This window comes from Prolixibacter denitrificans, from assembly GCF_003014495.1.
In the GTDB taxonomy this organism is placed as follows: domain Bacteria; phylum Bacteroidota; class Bacteroidia; order Bacteroidales; family Prolixibacteraceae; genus Prolixibacter; species Prolixibacter denitrificans.
The window spans coordinates 143,996-164,669 of the sequence record NZ_PYGC01000003.1 but is presented as its reverse complement, the minus strand read 5'-3'; the positions used below and the strand labels follow the sequence as shown (position 1 = coordinate 164,669).

Here is a 20,674-nt window from a genome sequence, read left to right as displayed (position 1 = left end):
CAATAGGAACTACAGAAACCACAGAAACCCTTCTAACCTGTAACCGCTGTTCAGCTTCGATGATGGGATTCTCTGTGTTCTTCGTGAAAAATCCTTGTGTCCTTAATGGTAGAAAATTAAACCACAATGAACACAAAGCGAGCGCAAAGTCCACAAACGCATTAAAGAGTGGAGTACACTGTCCTCTCCCTTTTGCTTCTGGTCTGGCATGGTCAGTCTTAAAACTTAAATCTTAACACTTAACACTTTCTTCTATTGTAAAACAGCTTTCAAATGTTATGATTCCTGATCATAATGTATTATCTTCGATACCATTGTGCATTCATTAGGTGGAAAAAGAGAAATCCGTGTTCATTAACCGAGACGATTAAACCTCCGGATTTGCCGCCGGCAGTAGGGGAAAACAAACTGTCAAAATACAGGCAACCGGGATTAACCTAATATCAAACCATAAAAATGATTTAGCCTATGGATGCAAAGCAAAACAGTCATCTGCGCATGTTCATCAATACGCAGACGGCGATGGACAACCATTCCGTAAAATGGAACGCGATTCCCGTGTTTTTAGCCCGGAAGAACGAGTTCGACGAAATTATTCAGCGGATTGTTGCCCAGAACGAAAAAACCAACCCCGCCAGTGTAGCGGTCACCGAGAACAAAGGCGATGTGCGTAACGGATTAGCAGGGAAAGCCATTATTATATCGGGTATTTTGCAGGCTTACGCCGCCATGAACGACGACCCGGTGCTGGCCGACAAAGTGAAAATAACTGCTTCGGAATTGCGCAATTGCCGCGAGACGGAAGTGGAAACCATGGTTACGCCGGTGATAGCCGAGGCCCGGAACAATCTGGCGAACCTGACCGATTACATGCTCACCGAGGATATGATAGTGGAGGTGGAAACGAGCCTCGATAATTTCAAGGCGCTCATTGGGAAGCCGCGCACCATTCGCAACCAGGCGTTTGCTGCTAAAACGGTGTTGGGCGACTTGTTCGACGAAGCGAATAACCTGCTGAATAACCAGCTCGACAAGCTGATGATTCGGTTCCAGTTTACAGACCAGGATTTTTATGAGGAGTACACCCGTGCGCGGGTAATTGTTGATTAGTGTCCGCCGCATGAGGTGAAACGAGTAAAGCCCCTTCCCGGCCCCGACAGGACGAACGAACAGGAGAGAAGGATTCTCCCGGTGCTGTGCCGGAGACAGTCACCGGGGGTTTTTAACTACCCGACGAACGGTTGGAAGAGGTAGCCGGGGCGTTGGAACATCTCAGACATTGGTTGGAACTACTCAGTCCGCGGTTGGACGAACCCGGCAAGCCGTTGGAACTACTCCGTCGGCAGTTGGACGAACCCGGCACCCCGTTGGAACTACTTCGCAAGCGGTTGGAACTACTTCTATGGTCGTTGGAACTACTCTGGCAGGTGTTGGAACTACTCCGCCGGTCGTTGGAACATCAACTGCGACGGTTGGAAGCACTCCGGCAGGTGTTGGATGAACTCCGCGGACGGTTGGGCGAGGAATGTGAGGAGTGGGATGAATGACAAATTATCAAAAGACTAAAATCATGGCAAGAAAACATAGTACAGACAGAAATGGGAATCATTTTTCAGAACATACCAAACAACAAGTTTGGGAAAAAGCTTTTGTTGTTTCTGGTATAGATTCTCACAGAAAAAGAAAAGATCGTTGTGGAGCTTGGATCGAATGGAACCACTATGGCGTTACTAATCACAATGGCACTGGTTGGGAGATTGACCATATAAGACCTGTAGCTAAAGGAGGTGGGGATGAACTTTCGAATTTGCAACCTCTCCAATGGCAGAACAACAGAGAGAAAGGTGACAATTATCCTGCCTCAAATTTTTGTATCGTAAAAGCTAAAAATTAAATATCATGAAAAAGAGAAAAACATATGATGTGACAAAGACCGAGGATGGATGGCAGGGAAAACTAGAAGGAGGAGAAAGGGCGTCTGTTACAGGAAAGACAAAAACTGAGGTAGTAAAGAAAACGATTGAGTTAGCTAAAAGACAAGGAAAAGCTGCTGTAAAGATTCATAAAGGAAATGGAAATTTTCAAGAGGAGAGGACATATCCTAAGAAGTCAGATCCTTTTCCTCCTAAAGGTTAAATCACTAAAAATATGGGATACGAACTTTGGATATCATCGAAAACAGGAATTAGGAGAAAAGGAACGACCTTTAAAGAGTTACAGAGTTTATTTATCGAGAATATAACGACAAAATTTATTTTTGAACCGATTTATTGCTGTAAGCTTGAAGATTCTGCATACCATGTTAGATATGCGTTGGAAGATCGAGATTTCGATATTGTTGGCGTTATGGATGATGATAAAAACATTATTGGTTACGCCCAAAGAGAAGAACTTGAAGACGACATAATTAGATCTCACACACATGAAATTAGTGTAGAGCATTTGATTTCGGATTCAACCCCAATTTCAGCTTTACTTAACATTTTATCTGAAAATTCATTTGTCTTTGTTCTCTATAGAAATAGTATTGCTGGAATTGTTACAAGAGCAGATATTAATAAACCAATAGTTAGGATATATCTATTTGGAATAATCTCTCAGGTTGAACTTCATTTGAATTTTTGGATAAATGAACTTTATAAAGATGAAGGTTGGAAGGGAATAATAAAAGAATCACGTATTGATGAGGCTTTGCGAATATATAAAAGTAGAAAGAAAAGGAACGACGAACTATCTCTTCTTGAATGCTTGCAATTCTGTGACAAAAGGACGATTTTAAGTTCGACAAAAGAATTCTTAGAAAAATTCACATTCTCAGTTAGACGATTTGAAAAACTAATGAGGCACATTGAAGATATAAGAAATCAATTGGCTCATAGTCAGAGTTCCATTACTGAAAATTTAGAATGGAAGGATTTTGTTTCAACAATTTCTGACGCTGAGAAATTGTTGATCCATTCGGAGCGTATAGTTGGCGAAAATAGGAAAATAAATTATAACTAAATCAAATATTATATAGGAATGAAGAAACTATTATTCATTAATCTGGTAGGAGTTATTCTCCTTTTATCTAGTTGTGATTATCTTAGAACACAATTTCCACAGGACACTATAGAACAAACGCTAAAAACAGGTTTGGTCCCAATCAACGGATATTTTTGGAATGACGTAGATTATTTTAGGCATCAACATAGAGATGAGATTTTAAAAACATTGAAAGTCGAAGAAAAGATTGAAGTTAAAGGTTCAGATTTATGTCTTGTGCTTTTTTCATATTCTGTTGCGTCACAAATAAAGAAAAGAGCCCAATGGTTTAGAAAAGTAGATGGCAAATGGACATTCTGTGCAACTTATTTCTCTCAGTATGACGATGACCCATTGGGTAATGGAGATAAAGAGTCTGCAAAAAAACTATTGGAAAAGGCTGATAAATGGGAAGAGAGTTCAAAAGAAATTTGGTGGTAAGTAGATTTAAATGATAAACATTGCAATGGGAATTACAAAAATAGTTCTATTGGTAGCACAACTAAGATCCAAATGAATAGTAAATAAAAAAACTTATTTGGATTATTGAGTATAGGCCCGCTTTTCCGAACTTAGTTCATGCAAGTTTTCATCTTTAAAAGAGGCAGTTTGCAAAAACAGATAAATAAGCATACAAATTAGAAACACAATGAAGAAACTTGTTTTATCAACGCTTGTAACCTTGTCGGTAGTGTTTACCTGCCAGGCATTTTAGAAGAGAAGTTCATTAAATTTTCAGAGGATATCGCAAAATGCGATCACCTTATATGATGAAAAATAAAAGTATCATACCGGTAGAGAAAATTGACAGGGCAATTCTGGTCATCCGAGGACAAAAAGTGATGCTCGATAGCGACCTGGCTGAAATATACGGGGTGAGAACGAGTAGGTTAAATGAACAGGTAAAAAGGAATAGAGAGCGATTTCCGGAAGACTTCATGTTTCAGTTGACCAACGAAGAGAAACAAGAGGTGATCGCAAATTGCGATCACCTCGAGAAATTGAAGTTCTCGAGTACAAATCCATATGCTTTTACTGAACACGGAACAATTATGCTGGCGAATGTTTTGAATACACCTACTGCAATAGAGACCAGTGTGCTCATTGTCCGTGCTTTTGTTAAGTTGAGGGAATTTCTTTCAAATCATAAAGAAATTGAACGCAAAATTTTTGAACTTGAATCAAAATACGACAGTCAATTCAAATTGGTTTTTGAAGCAATAAGAGAACTAATGAAGCGGGAACTGCTTGATAAAAACAGGCCAAGAATTGGCTTTAAAATCAACAAAGAAAAATAAATGCAAAGGATAAAAGCGATACCGGCAAACATGGAAAGCAAGGATAACAACGCCTGATATTACCGCGGTCGGTCTCTTAATCCGGCAACGTCATTAACTTTGAATAACATAAATTAAATACCATGAAGAAACTGATTTTATCAACGATTGTAGCCCTGTCGGTAGCGTTTAGCTGCCAGGCGAAGAAAACGGAATTGTCGCTTCACCTGCAGCAGGGGAAGTCGTACACGCAGGTGATGAACTCGCACATCAACATCGACCAGCAGGTGCAGGGCCGGCAAATGAAAATCCAGATGGACATCAAAGGCAGCATGACCTACCATGTAACGGCGGTAACGGCTGCCGGCTACGACATGGATGTGCAATACGACAGCCTGAGCATGTCGATGCAGATGCCCATGGGAAACCGGAGTTTCAGCTCGGAAAGCAATGATCCGTCGGATATCTTCTCGTCGATTCTCAAGTCGATGAAGAACCGTCCGTTCCAGGTGAAGATGACGCCGAAGGGAAAAATTACCGAGGTGAAGAACCTCGACAAGCTGTTCGAATCGATGTTTGCCGATTTTCCGCAGCTTCCCGAGCAACAGAAGGCGCAAATGAAAGCGCAGCTGGTGCGCTCGTACGGTGAGGATGCCTTTAAAGGCAATGTGGAGATGACCCTGGCGATTTATCCCGACAAGCCGGTATCGAAAGGCGATACGTGGGTGGTGGAGAACAAACAGAAATCGGGCATGCCGGTGGAAATCACCACGACCTACACCTACAAAGCCGACGAGGCCAACGATTACCTGATTACGGGTGATTCGAAGCTCCAGACGTCGAATCCCGACCAGTTTGTCGAAAACAACGGGATGCAGATGAAATACAACATGGACGGGACCATGACATCGGAGATACGCGTTGACAAAACAACGGGCTGGATAAAGGAAGCCAAACTGAAGCAGGAAATGCAGGGCACCACCACCGTGAAAGCCAATGCACAAATGCCGAACGACATGCAAATTCCGATGACCATGCACAACGATATGACCTTTACTGATAAATAACAACCGGCAACAACCGGTTGACTCAATAACCAACTAATGAATTATGTGAACCGTTGTGTGAGAATGAATGAGGTGAAGATTTTTCAGTCTTTTTCACCCCGGCCCTAAAGGGTGAATCCTGAAAAATCAAAGTGTTCCTTTACCTCCGAATTCCCGGGGAAGGGTATCAAACTTAGATTTTTCTCCACTTCGAATTGTCTCACACAACGGGAACCTTTAAATCCAAACTACCATGAATACCAAACCAAAAATCTTACTCGCCCTCCTGATACTGGGCCTCGTCTTTTCCAGCCTCGTACGGCTACAGTTTAACCTCTCCGACGGGTTTGTCTCCCACGGCGTAATGACCAAATTCATCCCGTTGCCGCTCTTCGATTACGAAGGACAATCGGGCGACTTATCGTTGACTTCGACCATTATTGGCTACCTGTTTTTCCTGCTGTCAGGTGTGTTATGGTTCCTCGAAACCAGAAAAAATAAGCTACAGAGAAGGCTGTGGTTGGGTTTTCTGTTCATCACCTTATATGCTACGTACTTCGAGTGGACGTCGCTGATGCAGGACATCAATTTAACCTATGCGGGCCAGCATCTGCGGATGGGGCCGGTGTTGTTCCTGCTGGGGTTGGTCCTGTATATCCGTAGTTACCGGGCCCAACGGGTCAAACACGAAACGACGAAGATACATTGGGTGTCACCAACGGAGTCGTGAAAATGAAACGACTCCTCTTACTGACCAGCTTGTTGGTTAGTCTCCTGGCAGGCGGGAGCGCCTATTCCCAGGTGGGACTAACGTACTACAACACCGGTATTATATCGGTCAACCTGCCCGTCCGTACCCTGAATGGTAAAGCTATCGCGGGTGAATTGAAGGTTTTTGCTAACCGGGCTATCAAAGATGTTTCCACGGAACTGGATTTGTTCTACCGGTTGAAAGCGCGGGAGTACCATCGTTTCTCGGTTGGGGTTGGTTTTAAAACCGATCTGTTCACCGATGGCGGTGTAGGCAACACGTTGGTGTTTCCAATGGAGTTGGAAGTCTTCCCGTTACAGGAATTCAAGCGACTCTCGGTTGTACTCGAGTTGGCACCGGAGTATGTCTTCGACGATGATGTCAAACTCCGGAGTTTGATTGGCTTGCGATATACTTTCCAATAAACCTAACGAAGATGAAAAGAATAGTATTAGCTTTATTGGTTGTCTTCTCTGTGCATTTTGGTTTTGGACAGAAGAAGAATAACATTGTTTTCATGATGGAAGGCGAGTGTCATGTGGTTTTAAATCATATCCGGAGGCAGGTGCAGAATGATTCGTTATCCGTTCAGTATTTTCTGAAGAATTACAAAATCATCGACAACCGCATTGCCAATATTCGCAAAAAGGATTTTAAAGACGTTGTCAGGCTATTGAATTTGCCCGAAAACGAGGATCTTTTTTGTGTTTGGAAGTCGGATTATCACAAGAACACATTGCTTCGCGCAGAACCTGATTCGGCTAAACATTAGCTTGGCATGTACGGTTGTCTGTCAGGATTTTTGTTTCAATAACAGAAAGAAACAGCTATGCCTTTTTTTTTGAATCATCGTGTAACGCCTGACCACTCTCGGGCACCAATCAACAGATTAACCACAACTAAACATTATGAAAGAACTCGAAAATCTCACGAAAGAAAACCTCACTATCAATATTGTTTGGGCCAACCTGTTTGGCTTCTTAATGCTCGCACCCGTCGTATTTGTTTACGGAATTCCTTTTTATTTCATCTGGCGGCATCAATACCCAGCAGATCGGATTGGCGAGTATATGGATAATCTTTCGGTTCATATTATGCCGTTAGTTTTAATAATCTTGGCAGGTATAATCTTGCACGAACTGATTCACGGCATCACCTGGTCATTTTTTACAAAGCGCGGTTTTAAATCGATCCGGTTTGGTGTGATGTGGAAAATGATCACTCCTTATTGTCATTGCAAAGAGCCACTCAAAGTAAAACATTACGTGTTGGGTGCTATTATGCCTGGGCTGTTGGTGGGAGTCTTGCCCGCCATCATTGCATTGATTAAAGGTAATCTGCCGTTATTAATCTTTGCTATCTTCTTCACGGTGGCCGCAGCCGGCGATTTCCTGATGGTGCATCTGCTCCGGAAGGAGAGTCGTGAGAGTTGGGTACAGGATCATCCATCGGAAACGGGGTGTTACATATACCGTAGCGAAGAGAAGGTAGTGTGACCAATTAAAATTTTCATTTTCTTAGATAATTATACAATCAGAAACATAGTGACGTTATGAACGAAAAGTCTGCCAAAAGTAAAACCGCCAACACCTTTCTGGTGGTCGGGAAAATTGTATTGTTTCTTGTTCTTTACATCGTTGCCAGCGTATTTATGCAGGCGATGGGACTGCTGGCCATGCAGGTTCCCTTTACCGACCAAGATGCGATGCAATCGTTGAGTACGGGGCAAAATCTGGTGATCATGGGCTTGACCGTCATCGGAGTGTTCCTGGTTGTATGGATTTTCAGGAAAGCGATCGATAAGAAAAGTATTAAGTCGCTGGGTTTTTCGTTTCAGAATGGACCCCGTTCGCTCCTCTACGGATTGTTGTTTGCCGTTGTTATTATTGGCGGCGGCACCTTACTGCTTTATGCAACCGGTCATATTAGCCTGCAACAGGCCGGAAGCGGAACGGAAAGCCTGGGATTAAGTTTTCTGCTCTTTATCCTGGTAGCACTCAACGAGGAGGTAGTAATGCGCGGATATGTTTTGAATACCCTGATGGGAGCTATGAACAAATTTCTGGCCCTGGTCATCAGTGCGGTTCTGTTTGCCGCTGCTCATTCGCTTAATCCGAATGTTTCGTTCCTGGGATTAACGAATATTTTCCTGGCGGGAATCCTGTTGGGAGCTTCATACATCTACACCCGGAATCTTTGGTTTCCCATCAGTCTGCACCTGTTCTGGAACTTCATTCAGGGGCCTGTTATCGGATACGAAGTAAGCGGAAGTGCTTCAAACGGAATCTTCAAGGTTGTCGATACGGGGAACCAATTGATTAACGGCGGCAGTTTCGGTTTCGAAGGCTCGCTCATTTGCACGATGTTGATTATCCCAGCCATCGTTCTCGTGGTTTGGCACCAGCAACGACGAACGACTCCTGAAGCAGCTGTGGTGGTCAATGAGGAGGGAAACGAGTAAAGAGGGACAGGTTTCATGTTTCAGGTTTGCTGTTTCTGTTGTTACTATAGTTACTGTTGTTAGGCTTCGATAAGGTATCGTCTTTGCGTTCTCTGTAGGAATCTTTACGGTCTTTGCGTGGAGTTAAATAAGTTTTAAGTTTCAGGTTTGGCTTCGCGGTCTCAGCTATTAAATCTTAAAGTTTTCGGATTTTGACGATTGTCGAAAAAAGTCAACAGAAAAATGGTATATCGATAACTGTCGTATGTATAGAAGATTGAATTATTCTTATCGACAATTGCTTTTCGGATGTTGGGATACTTGGTGGAAGCTTTGAAAATGGACGGATTTTTTTGAATGGCTCGTAAGACAATAGATATTCTCCGGTTAAATTGAATGATTTCTTTTTGAGTCCAATTCTGTTCGAGGTAATCCAATACCTTGAAATAGGTATGCTTTGCTTTGGATGTCCAGATAATTTGGATATCAGAATCCATAACGTTCTTTTGCTTCCCGAATCACTTGCTCGTGCGTAAAAACTTTGCCCTCCTCTATTTCATCCAGGCTTTCAGCGATAGCATCCTGAACTTCCGGGGGAAGTTGTTCCCACCAATCATCATTCTCATTTTTGCGAAATAGCTTTTCAATCTTCAGCAAAAGAGATGGTTCATCGGTCTGCAATATCTTTTCAACCAGTTCGAGTTTTAAAGCCTGAATATCCATAGTCTCTGTTTTTATCTAAGTAAAGTTATGAAATTTTCTTCGGCTGGGTTCCTTCACTTTCCACCGGGAGATGCATTAAACAAGAACTGAATGGTAATAAATTCTGTTCCCATAATAACTTAGTATCAAGTGATGCTTCGATAAAAGCAAGCTTATGTACATCAAATGGATTGTTTGCCAGGTGAAGGAGGGAATGAAGGACGCTTTTTCCCGTGCGCAGGAGCAATGGATATCGACTGGACAAGCTGAAGGTTTTATTGCGCAGGTGGGTGGATGGAATGTCCAGTCGGAGAATGAAGCCTGCATCATTGCCTTTTGGGAGAGCCGGGGGCACGCCGAACGGTTCATGGTCAGTCTGCATGACCGGGTCGTTGAGGAAAACCGGCAATCGGAAACTTATCACGCTATTAACGTTGCTTATTTCGATGGCCTGTTGGAAATGGAAGGACAAGCGGCTTCGTTGGTTGAAGCCGTGAGAACCGGCGAGTTGTTACGTATTGCTGACTGTGAGGTACATTCCGGGCGAACCGAACATTTCGAGTCGGTACAACAATCGGTTTGGTTGCCGGCGATGCAACAAGCGGAGGGCATGTTACGTGGAATGTTCTCCAAAGCAGAGGATGGATCCAATCGTTACCTGGTTTCCACTTTCTGGGACACAGCAGTGCATCATGACCATTATCAAACCGAACAGGTCCCGCTTCTTCGGGAAAGGGCTTCGGTAACCGATGATCTTCATGCGATTACCGGGAAACAGGTTCGTTTGGTCAAATCGTGGAACGTCCTTGCCTAAAATTCGTACCATCTGGTACATTTAACCTTAAAGACCATGATGAAAGTGACAGAGTATACGGTGAAGACACCAATACGGTTGATTGGGCTGGCATTGCCCGGAAAAACCACCAACGACAATGGCCAGTCGATGGTCGATTGCGGAAGTCTCTGGCAGCGTTTTGAAAAAGAAGCGGTAGCCAGTCGTGTTCCCGGAAAGGTAAACGAGAATGTTATAGCGGTATATCATCAATACGATGGCGATTACACGCAGGCATTTTCCTATTTTATTGGCTGCCCCGTGGAAGAAGGAGTTCCGGTCCCTGAAGAGATGGATGAGTTGGTGATTCCGGGTGGACCTTTTGAGAAAGTGACTGCCCGGGGACAGATGCCGGCTTGCATAGCAGAAGCCTGGCAATATATCTGGCGTTCGGATATGGACCGGGCGTACAATGCCGACTACGAAATATATGATGAGCGCAGTTTGGATTGGAACAAGGCTGAAGTCGATATTTATATATCGGTCAAGTAGAAGGATCAGGAGCGAAGAGCTTGTTGCGGTGATTGAACAAGACGATTGTATTGATCATAACGACAGTTATACTGTTTTTTATTCCCACCTGTGAACATTATTTGCCCTTTGCTTGCTGTTGTATGTTGATATTCCTTTATGGAATCTGCATGATTAAGCGTAAATTTAGAGACGTTTTAAATAGCATGGCATTTACATCAAACAAAATACAATAATGACTATTTCTGAAAGTACAGGTCAAATTCCGTTTAGCACGTTTCTCAACTCGTTGAAAGAGACATTGAAGAGTGTTTTTTATGAGCGGGATGACATTGAGAAATTTATTCAGCAGAGGGGATTTCCTGCCGTCGTATTGCGCGACATCATGTCCCGGAATCCGTTATCGGTTGCCATTCCCGAAGCCTATGGAGGCAGGGGAGTGAAGGTAAAGGAGTGTCTGGGCGTATTGGAAACTGCGTCGTACGAGTCGTTGCCATTGTCGTTGATTTTTGGCATCAACATCGCTCTTTTTCTGGAACCGGTGGTTAAGTATGCCCAGGATTCGGTCAAAGGCGATATCTTCAAACGGTTCCTGAATAAGCAAAACATGGGGGGACTGATGATTACGGAACCGGATTATGGCAGCGATGCATTGAATATGCAGACTTTTAATGTAAAAGAAGGCTCACACTATCATATTCAGGGGACCAAGCACTGGCAAGGCCTGACCGGGATGGCCGATTACTGGCTGATGACCTCGCGGCCCAAAACGGCAGACGGCCGGTTAGGACGCGACATCGACTTTTTTGTTTGCGACGCGCACCAGCCCGAACAACGTATCGAAGTCCAGGAATACTATAACAACATCGGGTTGTACCCGATTCCTTACGGGAAGAATATCGTCGATATTAAAGTCCCTGAAGAGAATAAACTGAAGCCGGAAACCACCGGATTGAAGTTGATGATGGACCTGTTGCACCGTAGCCGGTTCCAGTTCCCGGGAATGGGTATGGGCTTTATTCACCGGATGATGGATGAGGCGATTGAGCAGGTGACTTCGCGTTTTGTCGGAGGGAAATCGCTGATGTCCCTCGACCAGGTGAAACACCAGATTACGCGGATTCAAAGTGCATTTACCATTAGTTCCGCCATGTGCTCGCGCAGTGCAGAACACAGTGGTATCGAACATGACCTGTCGCCCGATGCTGTGGAAGCCGGTAGCATGAAAGCTTTCATTACCGACCTGATGCAGGAGTCGGCACAGACGCTCACACAGCTGCTGGGAGCGAACGGCTACAAGGCCGAGAACGTAGGTTCGCGGGGAATCATGGACTCACGGCCCTTCCAGATTTTCGAAGGCTCGAACGACATGCTGTACACGCAGATATCGGAAGGTGTTCTGAAGATGATGCGGAAGAAGAAAGAGGTGAACCTGTTGGATTTCTTCCAGTCGTATAATCTGACCGAGCGGGCAGCCGACTATTTCAAGTCGCTGGTCAATTTCAAAGTCGATTTCGATTTACCGCAACGGAAGGTTGTTGATTTGGGTAAGATTATCAGCAAGGTGATTGCAGCCAATCACGTGGTCGATCTGGGAACAAAAGGTTTCCGTGGTGATTTGATTAAAGAAAGCATCGAAACCATCCGGCACGACATCGCGATGCTGGTCAGTTCATACAAATTCGAAATGAAAACCGTTCCGGTAGTCGACTACCGTGAAGACAGTTCGTGGCTGAAGTTCAGCTAGAACGTTTATTCTAAAATATGCAAAAGGATGTCTGTCACTCTGAGTGATGACATCCTTTTTTTATACCTAAAGTCTTCGTCAATCCTTCACAATGAATATATCGTCGTACAACCTGTAACGGGTTAATGCCCGGTCACGATATATCGTGACCCTCCCAGACCAGCATCTAACGGAACATCTTAGCTCCAACCTGAAACCTTTAAGCGTAATACAGAAGAAATCTATATAAGGCCCCATATCGTCGAAGCCCTCAAATTTCCGTTATCTTGTGCCGATTGAATGACAATAGCATGAGAAAATAAGAGTTAAACGTTGCCTTCGAGGCAGCAATGACGAGAAGGATTTGAAGAGGAAGAACAGATAATCTCCCGCCGGCCGGAACTTTCCCAAGGTCGAAAAAAATACCCGCAAGCCACTGCAGCCCATTCCAGCGTTTACCGAATAACAAATATCATTATGGCCAACACTCACTCGTTTCATATTCCCGTTATGGGAATCGGATATACCATTGACACACCGCTGAAGGTTGCGCATTTGGGCATCGATTCTGTCATTTCGCTGGTAGATGACATGCTGCTTGAGAAACTGCGGAAGATGTATTGCGAAAAGTTCGAAATGCCTTACCAGGAAATTTCCGAAAAGATTGAGGACTTTCGTGCCAAGCGGATCACGTCCTATCTTAACCTGATGAACAGCGTGGCCGAACGCAAGCTCGAAGAGCTGAAGAGCGCTGCACTGGAAAAGAAAGACGAAATCAGGGAATACATCAATATGCTGCCCGATAGCTCGATGATTAAACAGGAGTTCAAGAAGCGGACGGCAAAGTACATCAATTGGGATGAAGTTGGTAACTGGCTCCGGGAAAACCTCTCGATGGGTAGCATCGATGTCAACATCATGACCAAAATTGATAAGGACAACTATCAGCATAAAGAGAAATTACCGGTTGAGTTTAACGATGCGCACGCTGCGTTGCGCGGTTTTGCCAACAGCGATTTGCATTCGAGTATCGTGCTTTCGGCCGGAATGAACCCGCGCTTGTACAGTTACCTGGAACATTTCGACGACTTCTTTCCCGATGAAAATGGGTACGTCAAAAAGAAAATCGTTTTAAAAGTCAGCGATTTCCGTTCGGCATTTATCCAGGGAAAGTTCTTGGCTAAGAAAGGACTGTGGGTTTCGGAGTACCGGATTGAATCGGGCCTGAACTGCGGGGGGCATGCTTTTGCCACCGAAGGTAACCTGATGGGACCGATTCTCGCCGAATTCCGGGATAACCGGGAAAAACTAATTCAGGAAGTACATGACATCATGGTACAGGCGCTGGCCGCGAAGAACCGGGTTGTTCCTGAACATACGCTTCCGCTGAAAATTACCGCACAAGGAGGTGTTGGAACGGCTGAAGAGCACCAGTTCCTTATCGAGCATTACCAGATTGATTCCGTCGGTTGGGGCTCCCCGTTTTTGTTGGTTCCGGAAGCCACTACCGTGGATGATGAAACCATGAATAAACTGGCGGAAGCCAAAGAAGACGATTTGTACCTGAGTAACATTTCTCCGCTGGGCGTGCCGTTTAATAATCTTCGTGGTAACACGAAAGACGTAGAGAAAATGGCCTGGGCCCAGGGTGGAAAGCCGGGAAGTCCGTGCCCGAAGAAATACGTGGCGTTGAACAACGAATTCACCGAAAAGGGAATTTGTCCGGCTTCGCGGCATTACCAGCTGCTGAAATTGAAAGAGCTGAAAAAAGAAGGAATGTCCGAAGAGACCTACCAGGAAAAAGTGAACGCGGTGATTGATAAATCCTGCATTTGCGTCGGACTGGGAACATCGGCCCTGAAAGCGCATCATATGGATACCAAAGACGAAGGGGAGGGCGTATCCGTTTGTCCCGGACCTAACATGGCTTATTTCAATAAAGTGGTTAGTCTGAAGGAAATTACCGATCACATTTATGGCCGCGGCAACATGATGGCCCGCGCCGATCGTCCCAATATGTTTGTGAAAGAGCTGAAGATTTACATCGATTACCTGAAGGATAAGGTAGAAGAAACTAAAAAATCGGTGACCGTTAAGCAGGAAAAATACCTGTCGTCGTTTGCCGGTAACCTCGAAAAGGGAATTAATTACTACCAGGGACTGTTCAGTTCAGCGAAAGAGAAATTTGAAGACACCAAAGCCGGCATTTTAGCGGAGCTGGAAAACAGCAAAAAAGCACTGCAACGTCTCGTAGGCGAAATTGAAAGTTTGAAATAAAAGAATATCCTCGCCCGTTGCTTAGCATCAGGCGGGGAACTCTACATTTGGATGGATAGTTCGCTTTCAGTTAGAATCAGTCCAATGTCTCATCGTCATTAATAGACGTTCTTAAATCTATCCATCATGGGTTTATCATGCTCCAAAAATTTCTCTGCCAGTGAATCGGAATCCCCGTATTTCTTCTGCAGCAAGCGCAGCTGTGTCGTCAACGAATCTCTGACTAGCCTGTAATCCGGCTTGTCATAAACATTCTGCATCTCTTCCGGATCGTTTTTCAGATCGTATAACTCCCACTCGTTCACATTGTAATAAAAATGGATGAGCTTATATCGCTGTGTCCGGATACCATAATGACGTTTTACCGCATGCCAGCCGGGGTATTCATAGAAATGATAGTAAACTGCCTTTCTCCAGTCTGGCGGCGTTTGTCCACCGAACAACGGCACCAGTGAAGTGCCTTGCATGTAATCAGGTTTCGGAACACCAGCCAGGTCAAGGAAGGTTGGACCAAAATCGAGATTCATGGCCATCGCATCAACTACGGTGCCGGGCTTGATTTTCGGCGGATAGCGCATCAACAACGGCGTCCGGAACGACTGTTTGTACATGAACCGTTTGTCAAACCAGCCATGCTCTCCAAGATACATTCCCTGGTCCGAAGTATAAACAATCAGGGTATTGTCGAGCAATCCCGCCTGTTTCAAATAATCGAGCAACCGGCCTACGTTCCGGTCAACCGAACGAATACAGCGGAGGTAATCTTTTACGTACCGCTGATATTTCCAGATAACGAATTCCCGGTGCGTCATTTTGGACGTATCTACCTTTGCATCTTCGCTAGCGTAGAATTTAAGTACGGTGGCGCGTTGAGCACTATCCATGCGGTCAAGCTCACGACGAAGGTCGGTAGGTGCGTCGTTGGGTATCGGCCCCGATGCATTATATTTCAAATCATTATACAGGTGCATGTTTTTGTCGATTTCCATCATCTGCTCGTGGGCGGCTTTCCCCCGTCCGGAATAGTCGTCGAACAACGTGGCCGGCAAAGGAAGGTCTTTGCTGAATTCCTGGAAATCGGTCGTATCGGGCAGCCAATCGCGGTGCGGCGCCTTGTTGTGAATCATCAGACAGAATGGACTGCTTTTGTCCCGCATATTCGAAAGCCAGTTAAGCGCCTTATCCATGGTAATGTCAGTCGCATAACCATGCGCCCGGGCCGTGTCGCCATTCGTAATAAAATCGGGATTATAATAATTTCCCTGTCCAATCAGGATGGAAGAGTAGTTGAAACCTTTCGGTTTGTTGAGGAGGTGCCATTTCCCAACAATGGCTGTTTGATAACCGGCTTTTTGCAACAGCATGGGGAAAGTCGTAATGTCCGGTTTGATTCTCATTGAAAAGGAGTTGTCCCGCGCACCGGTCCGGTGGCTGTACTGCCCCGTTAGAATTACCGCACGGCTGGGACTACACAACGAATTCGTGACGAAGCAATGATCGAAACGCGCTCCCTGGTTGGCAATCTGGTCAATGTTGGGCGTTTGAATCAACTTTTGATCGTACGCACTAATCGCCTGGTAAGCATGATCATCACTCATGATGAAAATGATGTTGGGCTTTTTAGGCGCCGGTGCCTTTTGGTTGCAGGCAGAAAACAAACTTAAAGCTCCCAACCCAACCGAAGTCAGTGCAACGGTTGAGAGTCTTGATTTATTCATAGTCTCCTAGATTAAGTTGTATAAATTTATTTTGGGTGTTCATTGTATTGGCTTCATTGCGTCGAGCGTGTCTACTTTCATTTTATTTGCTTTTACCTCCAGCACTTTGCTATCGCGATAACCAATGCGGGTAGCCAGAGCGTACAAATATTTGTGTTTGGGTTTCTCAATGGGTTGGGAATAAAGTAACCAATCGCTGTTCAGATTGGGTTGTATCTCCTCGTCAGAGAGAATGTAAGCCAGCGACGCCCCTTTGGTCTGGCAGGTTATCGAGACTTTTCCGTTTTCCATATTCACCCGGGGCGACAGTGTGACTGGCTGAACGAAATCAGGCCACATGCTCTCAACCATTTGGGCTTCCGGCATGGCGCCGAGGTCATGCGACTCTTTTATCCATTTTAGTAACACCGGCCTTAATTCTTCAATTTTGGCAGCGTATTGCGGGTCGTCAATCAAATTATGAATACAATGCGGATCGGTTTTCGTGTCATATAGCTCTTCCGGTGTTTTGTGTTTCCGAAACCAGTACATCTGATCGGCATTTAATTCTCCGTTATCTCTTTCCCGAAGAAGTTCCCGCATCATCGGGATGTTTTTCCGGTAGGCCAGGTCTTTGTAAGCCGGCAATTCGGGATGGAAGTTTTTGACGAGGTAAAAACGGCCATCGGAAACACTTCTGCACCGGTCCGCAATTTCATCGAAGCGGTCGGCAGAACCAAAGATGTATTTGCGGGGAGTTTTCGCTTTCTGGTCACCTAAAAAGGCTTGTCCCTGCATATAATCCGGTATCGGGGTACCGGCCAGCGACAAAATAGTAGGGGCAATGTCCACAAACGAAATCATGTCGTTGACGTAACCGGCTCCTTTGCCATGCGGAAAGCGGACCATGAAGGGCACGTGCAGACCGTCTTCGGTATATTCCCGTTTTTCTTTCGGAAGCGGACCGCCGTGGTCGCTGAAAAAGAAGATAACGGTTTTGTCCAGCAAGCCTGCCTTTTTCAGTTCTTCCAGTTTCTTTCCAATGTGTTTGTCCAGTAATTCAATGTTCGAATAGTTGCGGGCCATATCGGTCCTTACAATTTCATTATCGGGGAAAAACGATGGAACAGCGACGGCCTGCGGATTCACGGTTTGCTCCAGATCGGCATTCATCCAGATTCGGGACTCGTGGGTCACCATATCGTTAAAAACCGCGAAGAAAGGTTGTCCCGGCTTTCGATTCTTCCAGCTGGCTGTTCTGCTGTTGGCATCCCACGCGGTGACCGGCGCAGCGAACTGATAGTCGGTTTTGAAGTTGTTGGTGCAGTAGTAGCCCGCTTTTCGAAGATATTGGGTAAAACATTTCACGTAGGGAGGTATCACCGCCGAGTAAAGCGGTACATGGTTTCCTTCCAAATCCGTTGCATTCGACGGGGCGCCATATTTTCTCATTCCCCAGCCGACGTAGTCTTTGCCGGTACGCATGTTTTGGGTCCCGATGGAAATGGGATACATCCCGGTGATGATAGACGAACGTGAAGGAGCACAAACGCCAACCGTAGTATACGCGTGTGTGAATATCATGCTTTCGCTTGCCAACTTGTCCAGATTGGGCGTGTTGGCTGTGGAGTCGCCGTACATGATTAAGTCAGGGCTGATATCTTCACACGTCAGGAGAAGAAAGTTGAGCTTTTCCTCCTTCTGCTGATGCTGGCATGACGAAAACAACAAAGAAACGGAAGGTAAAATCCAGGTAAGGTTGGTTTTTAGTTTCATGATGGAATCTTTTCGTTCGTTAGACAGCGGTTTGCTTTCAGATAGGCTTCTGCAAATAGTCACGTGTGCTAAAGGGAGTTGTTCCCCGGTTTGTCCCTTGTTTCGTCACGTCACAACCTTCCTAATTTAACATCTTTCTTTCTGTATTTAAAATGAAGAAATTAACAGTTCTGCACGATGGCATGATTCACGACCATTCCGGATGCACCGGAACAGCCGTGAATCTTCTATGAAGATTGATTAGGACAATCTATTTCTATGTTGTGAATAATCTCCGATTTATATTTTTTTCTTGTTACTTTTTCCAGTTGACTGTTGAGGTTTGTACATCGCGTGAGTTACCGCCCACCATGATTTCAAAATCACCCGGTTCCCAGTCGTAATTCAAATCGTAGTTGTAAAATTTCAGGTCGTCGGGCGTGATGTGGAAGGTCACTGTTTTTGTTTCGCCGGCTTTCAGGTCGATCTTCTGAAATCCTTTGAGTTCCTTCACCGGACGGGTAACACTTCCCACCATATCGCGGATGTAAAGCTGAACTACTTCTTTTCCTTCCCGGTTACCGGAGTTCGTGACCGGAACCGAAACAGTGAGCGTCTCGTTTCCGGTAAGGGAAGCGCTGCTCAGTTTTAGTTTACCGTAGTCGAAAGTCGTATAGCTTAATCCAAATCCAAACGGATACAGCGGAGCATTGGAAACGTCCAGGTAGTTGGAGCGGAATTTGGTGAACCATTTTCCTTTCGGAAGCGGACGGCCGGTGTTTTTGTGGTTGTAGAAAATGGGCACCTGTCCCATGTTTTGCGGGAAGGTGGCAGTCAGTTTCCCGGAAGGATTGACATCGCCGAACAGCACATCAGCAATGGCGTTACCCGCTTCGGTTCCACCAAACCATGCATCGAGGATGGTAGGAACATGTTCCTGTTCCCATTTGATGGCCATCGGTCGTCCGTTGAAGAGTACCATGACGACCGGCTTTCCGGTTTTAAGCAGTGCTTTGAGCAATTCACGCTGGTTCTCCGGCAGTTCAATGTGCGACATGCTGGAGCTTTCACCGCTCATCTCTGCGGCTTCGCCCAGAGCGGCCACCACCACATCGGCTTTGCGGGCAGCATTCACCGCTTCACGAATCATTACATCAGCCGGGCGGTTATCCCGGTAGGTGGGTTTGCCAAATATGCTTACGCGTGCTTCCAGCGCTGAGTCCGCAACCACGTTAGCACCTTTAGCGTAAATCACTTTCACCTTGTCGCCAGCCACATTTCGGATACCATCCAACAACGAAACCGATTTTTTGAAATCGCCGGCGACGCTCCAGGTACCATCCATGTTTTCGCGGTTCGCTGCCAATGGTCCAATCAGGGCGATGGTGCCTTTTTTCGGCAAGGGCAGAACCTGTTTTTCATTTTTGAGCAGAACAAAACTTTGGGCTGCTGTTTCGCGGGCAATTTTGCGGTGTTCAGGTGTGAAGATCTCTGTTTTTGCTCTCTGCGTGTCGCAGTAGCGATACGGTTCGTCGAACAGTCCCAGCTTGTATTTCGCTTCGAGAACAAGGCGACAGGCCCGGTCGATCTCCTCCTGTGTGACTTTTCCTTCTTCCAGCGACTTTTTGAGCGTTTTGACGAAGCCTTCACCTACCATGTCCATGTCGACTCCGGCTTTCAAAGCCAGTGCTGAAACCGTTTGCAGGTCACCCATTCCGTGGGCGGTCATTTCATTAATCGCTGTAAAATCGGTTACCACGAATCCTTTGAAGCCCCATTGCTTGCGCAGAACATCGGTCATCAGCCATTTATTGCCGCTGGCTGGGATGCCATCGACTTCGTTGAAGGACGTCATCACACTTCCCGCGCCGGCGTCCACCGCTGCCTTGTAGGGCGGAAAATATTCGTTGTACATCCGGATACGGCTCATATCGGTGGTGTTATAATCACGTCCGGCTTCTACAGCACCATACAAAGCAAAATGCTTTACACACGCCATGATGGTGTTGTTTTTGGTCAGCGAGTCACCCTGGTAGCCTTTGACCATGGCTTTGGCGATTTCAGAACCCAGATACGGGTCTTCTCCACTTCCTTCTGCCATTCGTCCCCAGCGCGGGTCGCGGGAAATATCCACCATTGGAGAGAAAGTCCAGCAGATCCCGTCGGCACTGGCCTCAATCGCTGCAATGCGAGCCGACTGTTCAATCAGCGGCATATCCCAGCTACAGGACAGTCCCAACGGAATGGGAAATACCGTTTGGTAACCATGAATGACATCCATCCCAAAAATCAACGGAATTTTCAACCGGCTTTGCTCAACAGCTATTTTTTGTACTTCCAGAATTTTTTCGGCCGTTTTGATGTTGAAAAGACCGCCCACTTCACCAGCCTTTATTTTAGAGGCGATGTCGGAATTGGTTGCTTCGCCGGTGGTGATATCACCCGCTCCGGGTAAGTTCAACTGGCCAATCTTCTCCTCCAGTGTCATCTGCTTCATCAGACCATCAATCTTCCGGTCCATGGGAGACTGATGATTTGTCGACGTGCAGGCTGCTACCAGAATTGGCAGCATTACCGGCAGATAAAGTTTCCGTTTTAACTGTTTCGTCCATCGCGTTAGCCATATCAAAAGCGATATGGGCATGTTCACTCGTTGCTTCATTGTTTATTGGGTCT

22 protein-coding genes are annotated in these 20,674 nt (G+C 45.6%); 17 read left to right on the top strand and 5 right to left on the bottom strand.

Annotation, left to right across the window (positions count from 1 at the left end; all coding sequences use genetic code 11):
* Positions 1–468: 468 nt before the first annotated feature.
* From CLV93_RS07545 to CLV93_RS07485, 13 genes are all read left to right on the top strand, one after another.
* Entirely contained in the window at positions 469–1,110 is a 642-nt protein-coding gene (locus CLV93_RS07545; RefSeq protein WP_106541578.1) for a hypothetical protein, read from the top strand.
* A 131-nt stretch (positions 1,111–1,241) separates the two neighbouring features.
* Entirely contained in the window at positions 1,242–1,547 is a 306-nt protein-coding gene (locus CLV93_RS07540) for a hypothetical protein (protein WP_106541577.1), read from the top strand.
* 23 nt (positions 1,548–1,570) lie between these two features.
* Positions 1,571–1,894, top strand: a complete 324-nt coding sequence (locus CLV93_RS07535) for an HNH endonuclease signature motif containing protein (RefSeq protein ID WP_106541576.1) — start codon at positions 1,571–1,573, stop codon at positions 1,892–1,894.
* 5 nt (positions 1,895–1,899) lie between these two features.
* Positions 1,900–2,136 (top strand): DUF2188 domain-containing protein, encoded by a 237-nt coding sequence (locus tag CLV93_RS07530; protein ID WP_106541575.1) that lies wholly within the window; start codon positions 1,900–1,902, stop codon positions 2,134–2,136.
* A gap of 12 nt (positions 2,137–2,148) precedes the next feature.
* Positions 2,149–3,003, top strand: coding sequence for a CBS domain-containing protein (locus CLV93_RS07525; protein WP_106541574.1), 855 nt, complete (start codon positions 2,149–2,151; stop codon positions 3,001–3,003).
* 18 nt (positions 3,004–3,021) lie between these two features.
* Positions 3,022–3,465: a hypothetical protein gene (locus tag CLV93_RS07520; protein WP_106541573.1), complete on the top strand. Its 444-nt coding sequence runs from the start codon at positions 3,022–3,024 to the stop codon at positions 3,463–3,465.
* A gap of 326 nt (positions 3,466–3,791) precedes the next feature.
* Entirely contained in the window at positions 3,792–4,322 is a 531-nt protein-coding gene (locus tag CLV93_RS07515) for an ORF6N domain-containing protein (protein WP_211297773.1), read from the top strand.
* 122 nt (positions 4,323–4,444) lie between these two features.
* Complete coding sequence (locus tag CLV93_RS07510; protein WP_106541572.1) at positions 4,445–5,368, top strand: DUF6263 family protein; 924 nt, start codon at positions 4,445–4,447, stop codon at positions 5,366–5,368.
* A 232-nt stretch (positions 5,369–5,600) separates the two neighbouring features.
* Positions 5,601–6,077 (top strand): hypothetical protein, encoded by a 477-nt coding sequence (locus tag CLV93_RS07505; protein ID WP_106541571.1) that lies wholly within the window; start codon positions 5,601–5,603, stop codon positions 6,075–6,077.
* 2 nt (positions 6,078–6,079) lie between these two features.
* Positions 6,080–6,523 carry a hypothetical protein gene (locus CLV93_RS07500; protein ID WP_146141975.1) on the top strand — a complete coding sequence of 148 codons (444 nt, stop codon included), beginning with the start codon at positions 6,080–6,082 and terminating at the stop codon, positions 6,521–6,523.
* A gap of 11 nt (positions 6,524–6,534) precedes the next feature.
* The gene (locus tag CLV93_RS07495; RefSeq protein WP_146141974.1) at positions 6,535–6,870 is read left to right on the top strand and encodes a hypothetical protein; all 336 of its coding nucleotides are present in this window, start codon (positions 6,535–6,537) and stop codon (positions 6,868–6,870) included.
* Positions 6,871–7,006: 136 nt separating this feature from the next.
* The gene (locus CLV93_RS07490) at positions 7,007–7,594 is read left to right on the top strand and encodes a DUF3267 domain-containing protein (RefSeq protein ID WP_106541568.1); all 588 of its coding nucleotides are present in this window, start codon (positions 7,007–7,009) and stop codon (positions 7,592–7,594) included.
* Positions 7,595–7,650: 56 nt separating this feature from the next.
* Positions 7,651–8,559, top strand: coding sequence for a CPBP family intramembrane glutamic endopeptidase (locus CLV93_RS07485; protein ID WP_106541567.1), 909 nt, complete (start codon positions 7,651–7,653; stop codon positions 8,557–8,559).
* 161 nt (positions 8,560–8,720) lie between these two features.
* On the opposite strand, the gene CLV93_RS07480 is transcribed toward CLV93_RS07485, so the two are convergent.
* On the bottom strand, positions 8,721–9,035 hold the full coding sequence (locus CLV93_RS07480; protein ID WP_106541566.1) for a type II toxin-antitoxin system RelE/ParE family toxin: 315 nt from the start codon (positions 9,033–9,035) through the stop codon (positions 8,721–8,723).
* Positions 9,025–9,261 (bottom strand): hypothetical protein, encoded by a 237-nt coding sequence (locus tag CLV93_RS07475; protein WP_106541565.1) that lies wholly within the window; start codon positions 9,259–9,261, stop codon positions 9,025–9,027. Before CLV93_RS07475 ends, CLV93_RS07480 begins: the two co-directional genes overlap by 11 nt.
* Before the next feature lie 154 nt (positions 9,262–9,415).
* Between CLV93_RS07475 and CLV93_RS07470 the strand changes: the two genes are divergently transcribed.
* The 4 genes from CLV93_RS07470 (at position 9,416) to CLV93_RS07450 (ending at position 14,546) form a co-directional block, all read left to right on the top strand.
* Positions 9,416–10,054, top strand: a complete 639-nt coding sequence (locus CLV93_RS07470; protein WP_106541564.1) for a DUF4937 domain-containing protein — start codon at positions 9,416–9,418, stop codon at positions 10,052–10,054.
* A 36-nt stretch (positions 10,055–10,090) separates the two neighbouring features.
* Positions 10,091–10,564: a GyrI-like domain-containing protein gene (locus CLV93_RS07465; RefSeq protein WP_246187270.1), complete on the top strand. Its 474-nt coding sequence runs from the start codon at positions 10,091–10,093 to the stop codon at positions 10,562–10,564.
* 214 nt (positions 10,565–10,778) lie between these two features.
* A complete protein-coding gene (locus tag CLV93_RS07460) occupies positions 10,779–12,290 on the top strand; it encodes an acyl-CoA dehydrogenase family protein (RefSeq protein WP_106541563.1) in 1,512 nt (503 codons plus the stop codon).
* Positions 12,291–12,746: 456 nt separating this feature from the next.
* Positions 12,747–14,546 (top strand): hypothetical protein, encoded by a 1,800-nt coding sequence (locus CLV93_RS07450; RefSeq protein ID WP_106541561.1) that lies wholly within the window; start codon positions 12,747–12,749, stop codon positions 14,544–14,546.
* 98 nt (positions 14,547–14,644) lie between these two features.
* On the opposite strand, the gene CLV93_RS07445 is transcribed toward CLV93_RS07450, so the two are convergent.
* The 3 genes from CLV93_RS07445 to bglX all read right to left on the bottom strand — a co-directional run bounded on the left by CLV93_RS07445 (position 14,645) and on the right by bglX (position 20,660).
* The gene (locus tag CLV93_RS07445; protein ID WP_106541560.1) at positions 14,645–16,264 is read right to left on the bottom strand and encodes a sulfatase family protein; all 1,620 of its coding nucleotides are present in this window, start codon (positions 16,262–16,264) and stop codon (positions 14,645–14,647) included.
* Positions 16,265–16,303: 39 nt separating this feature from the next.
* Entirely contained in the window at positions 16,304–18,019 is a 1,716-nt protein-coding gene (locus tag CLV93_RS07440; protein WP_106541559.1) for a sulfatase family protein, read from the bottom strand.
* A 295-nt stretch (positions 18,020–18,314) separates the two neighbouring features.
* Positions 18,315–20,660: a beta-glucosidase BglX gene (gene bglX / locus CLV93_RS07435; protein WP_246187269.1), complete on the bottom strand. Its 2,346-nt coding sequence runs from the start codon at positions 20,658–20,660 to the stop codon at positions 18,315–18,317.
* Between the last annotated feature and the right edge of the window lie 14 nt (positions 20,661–20,674).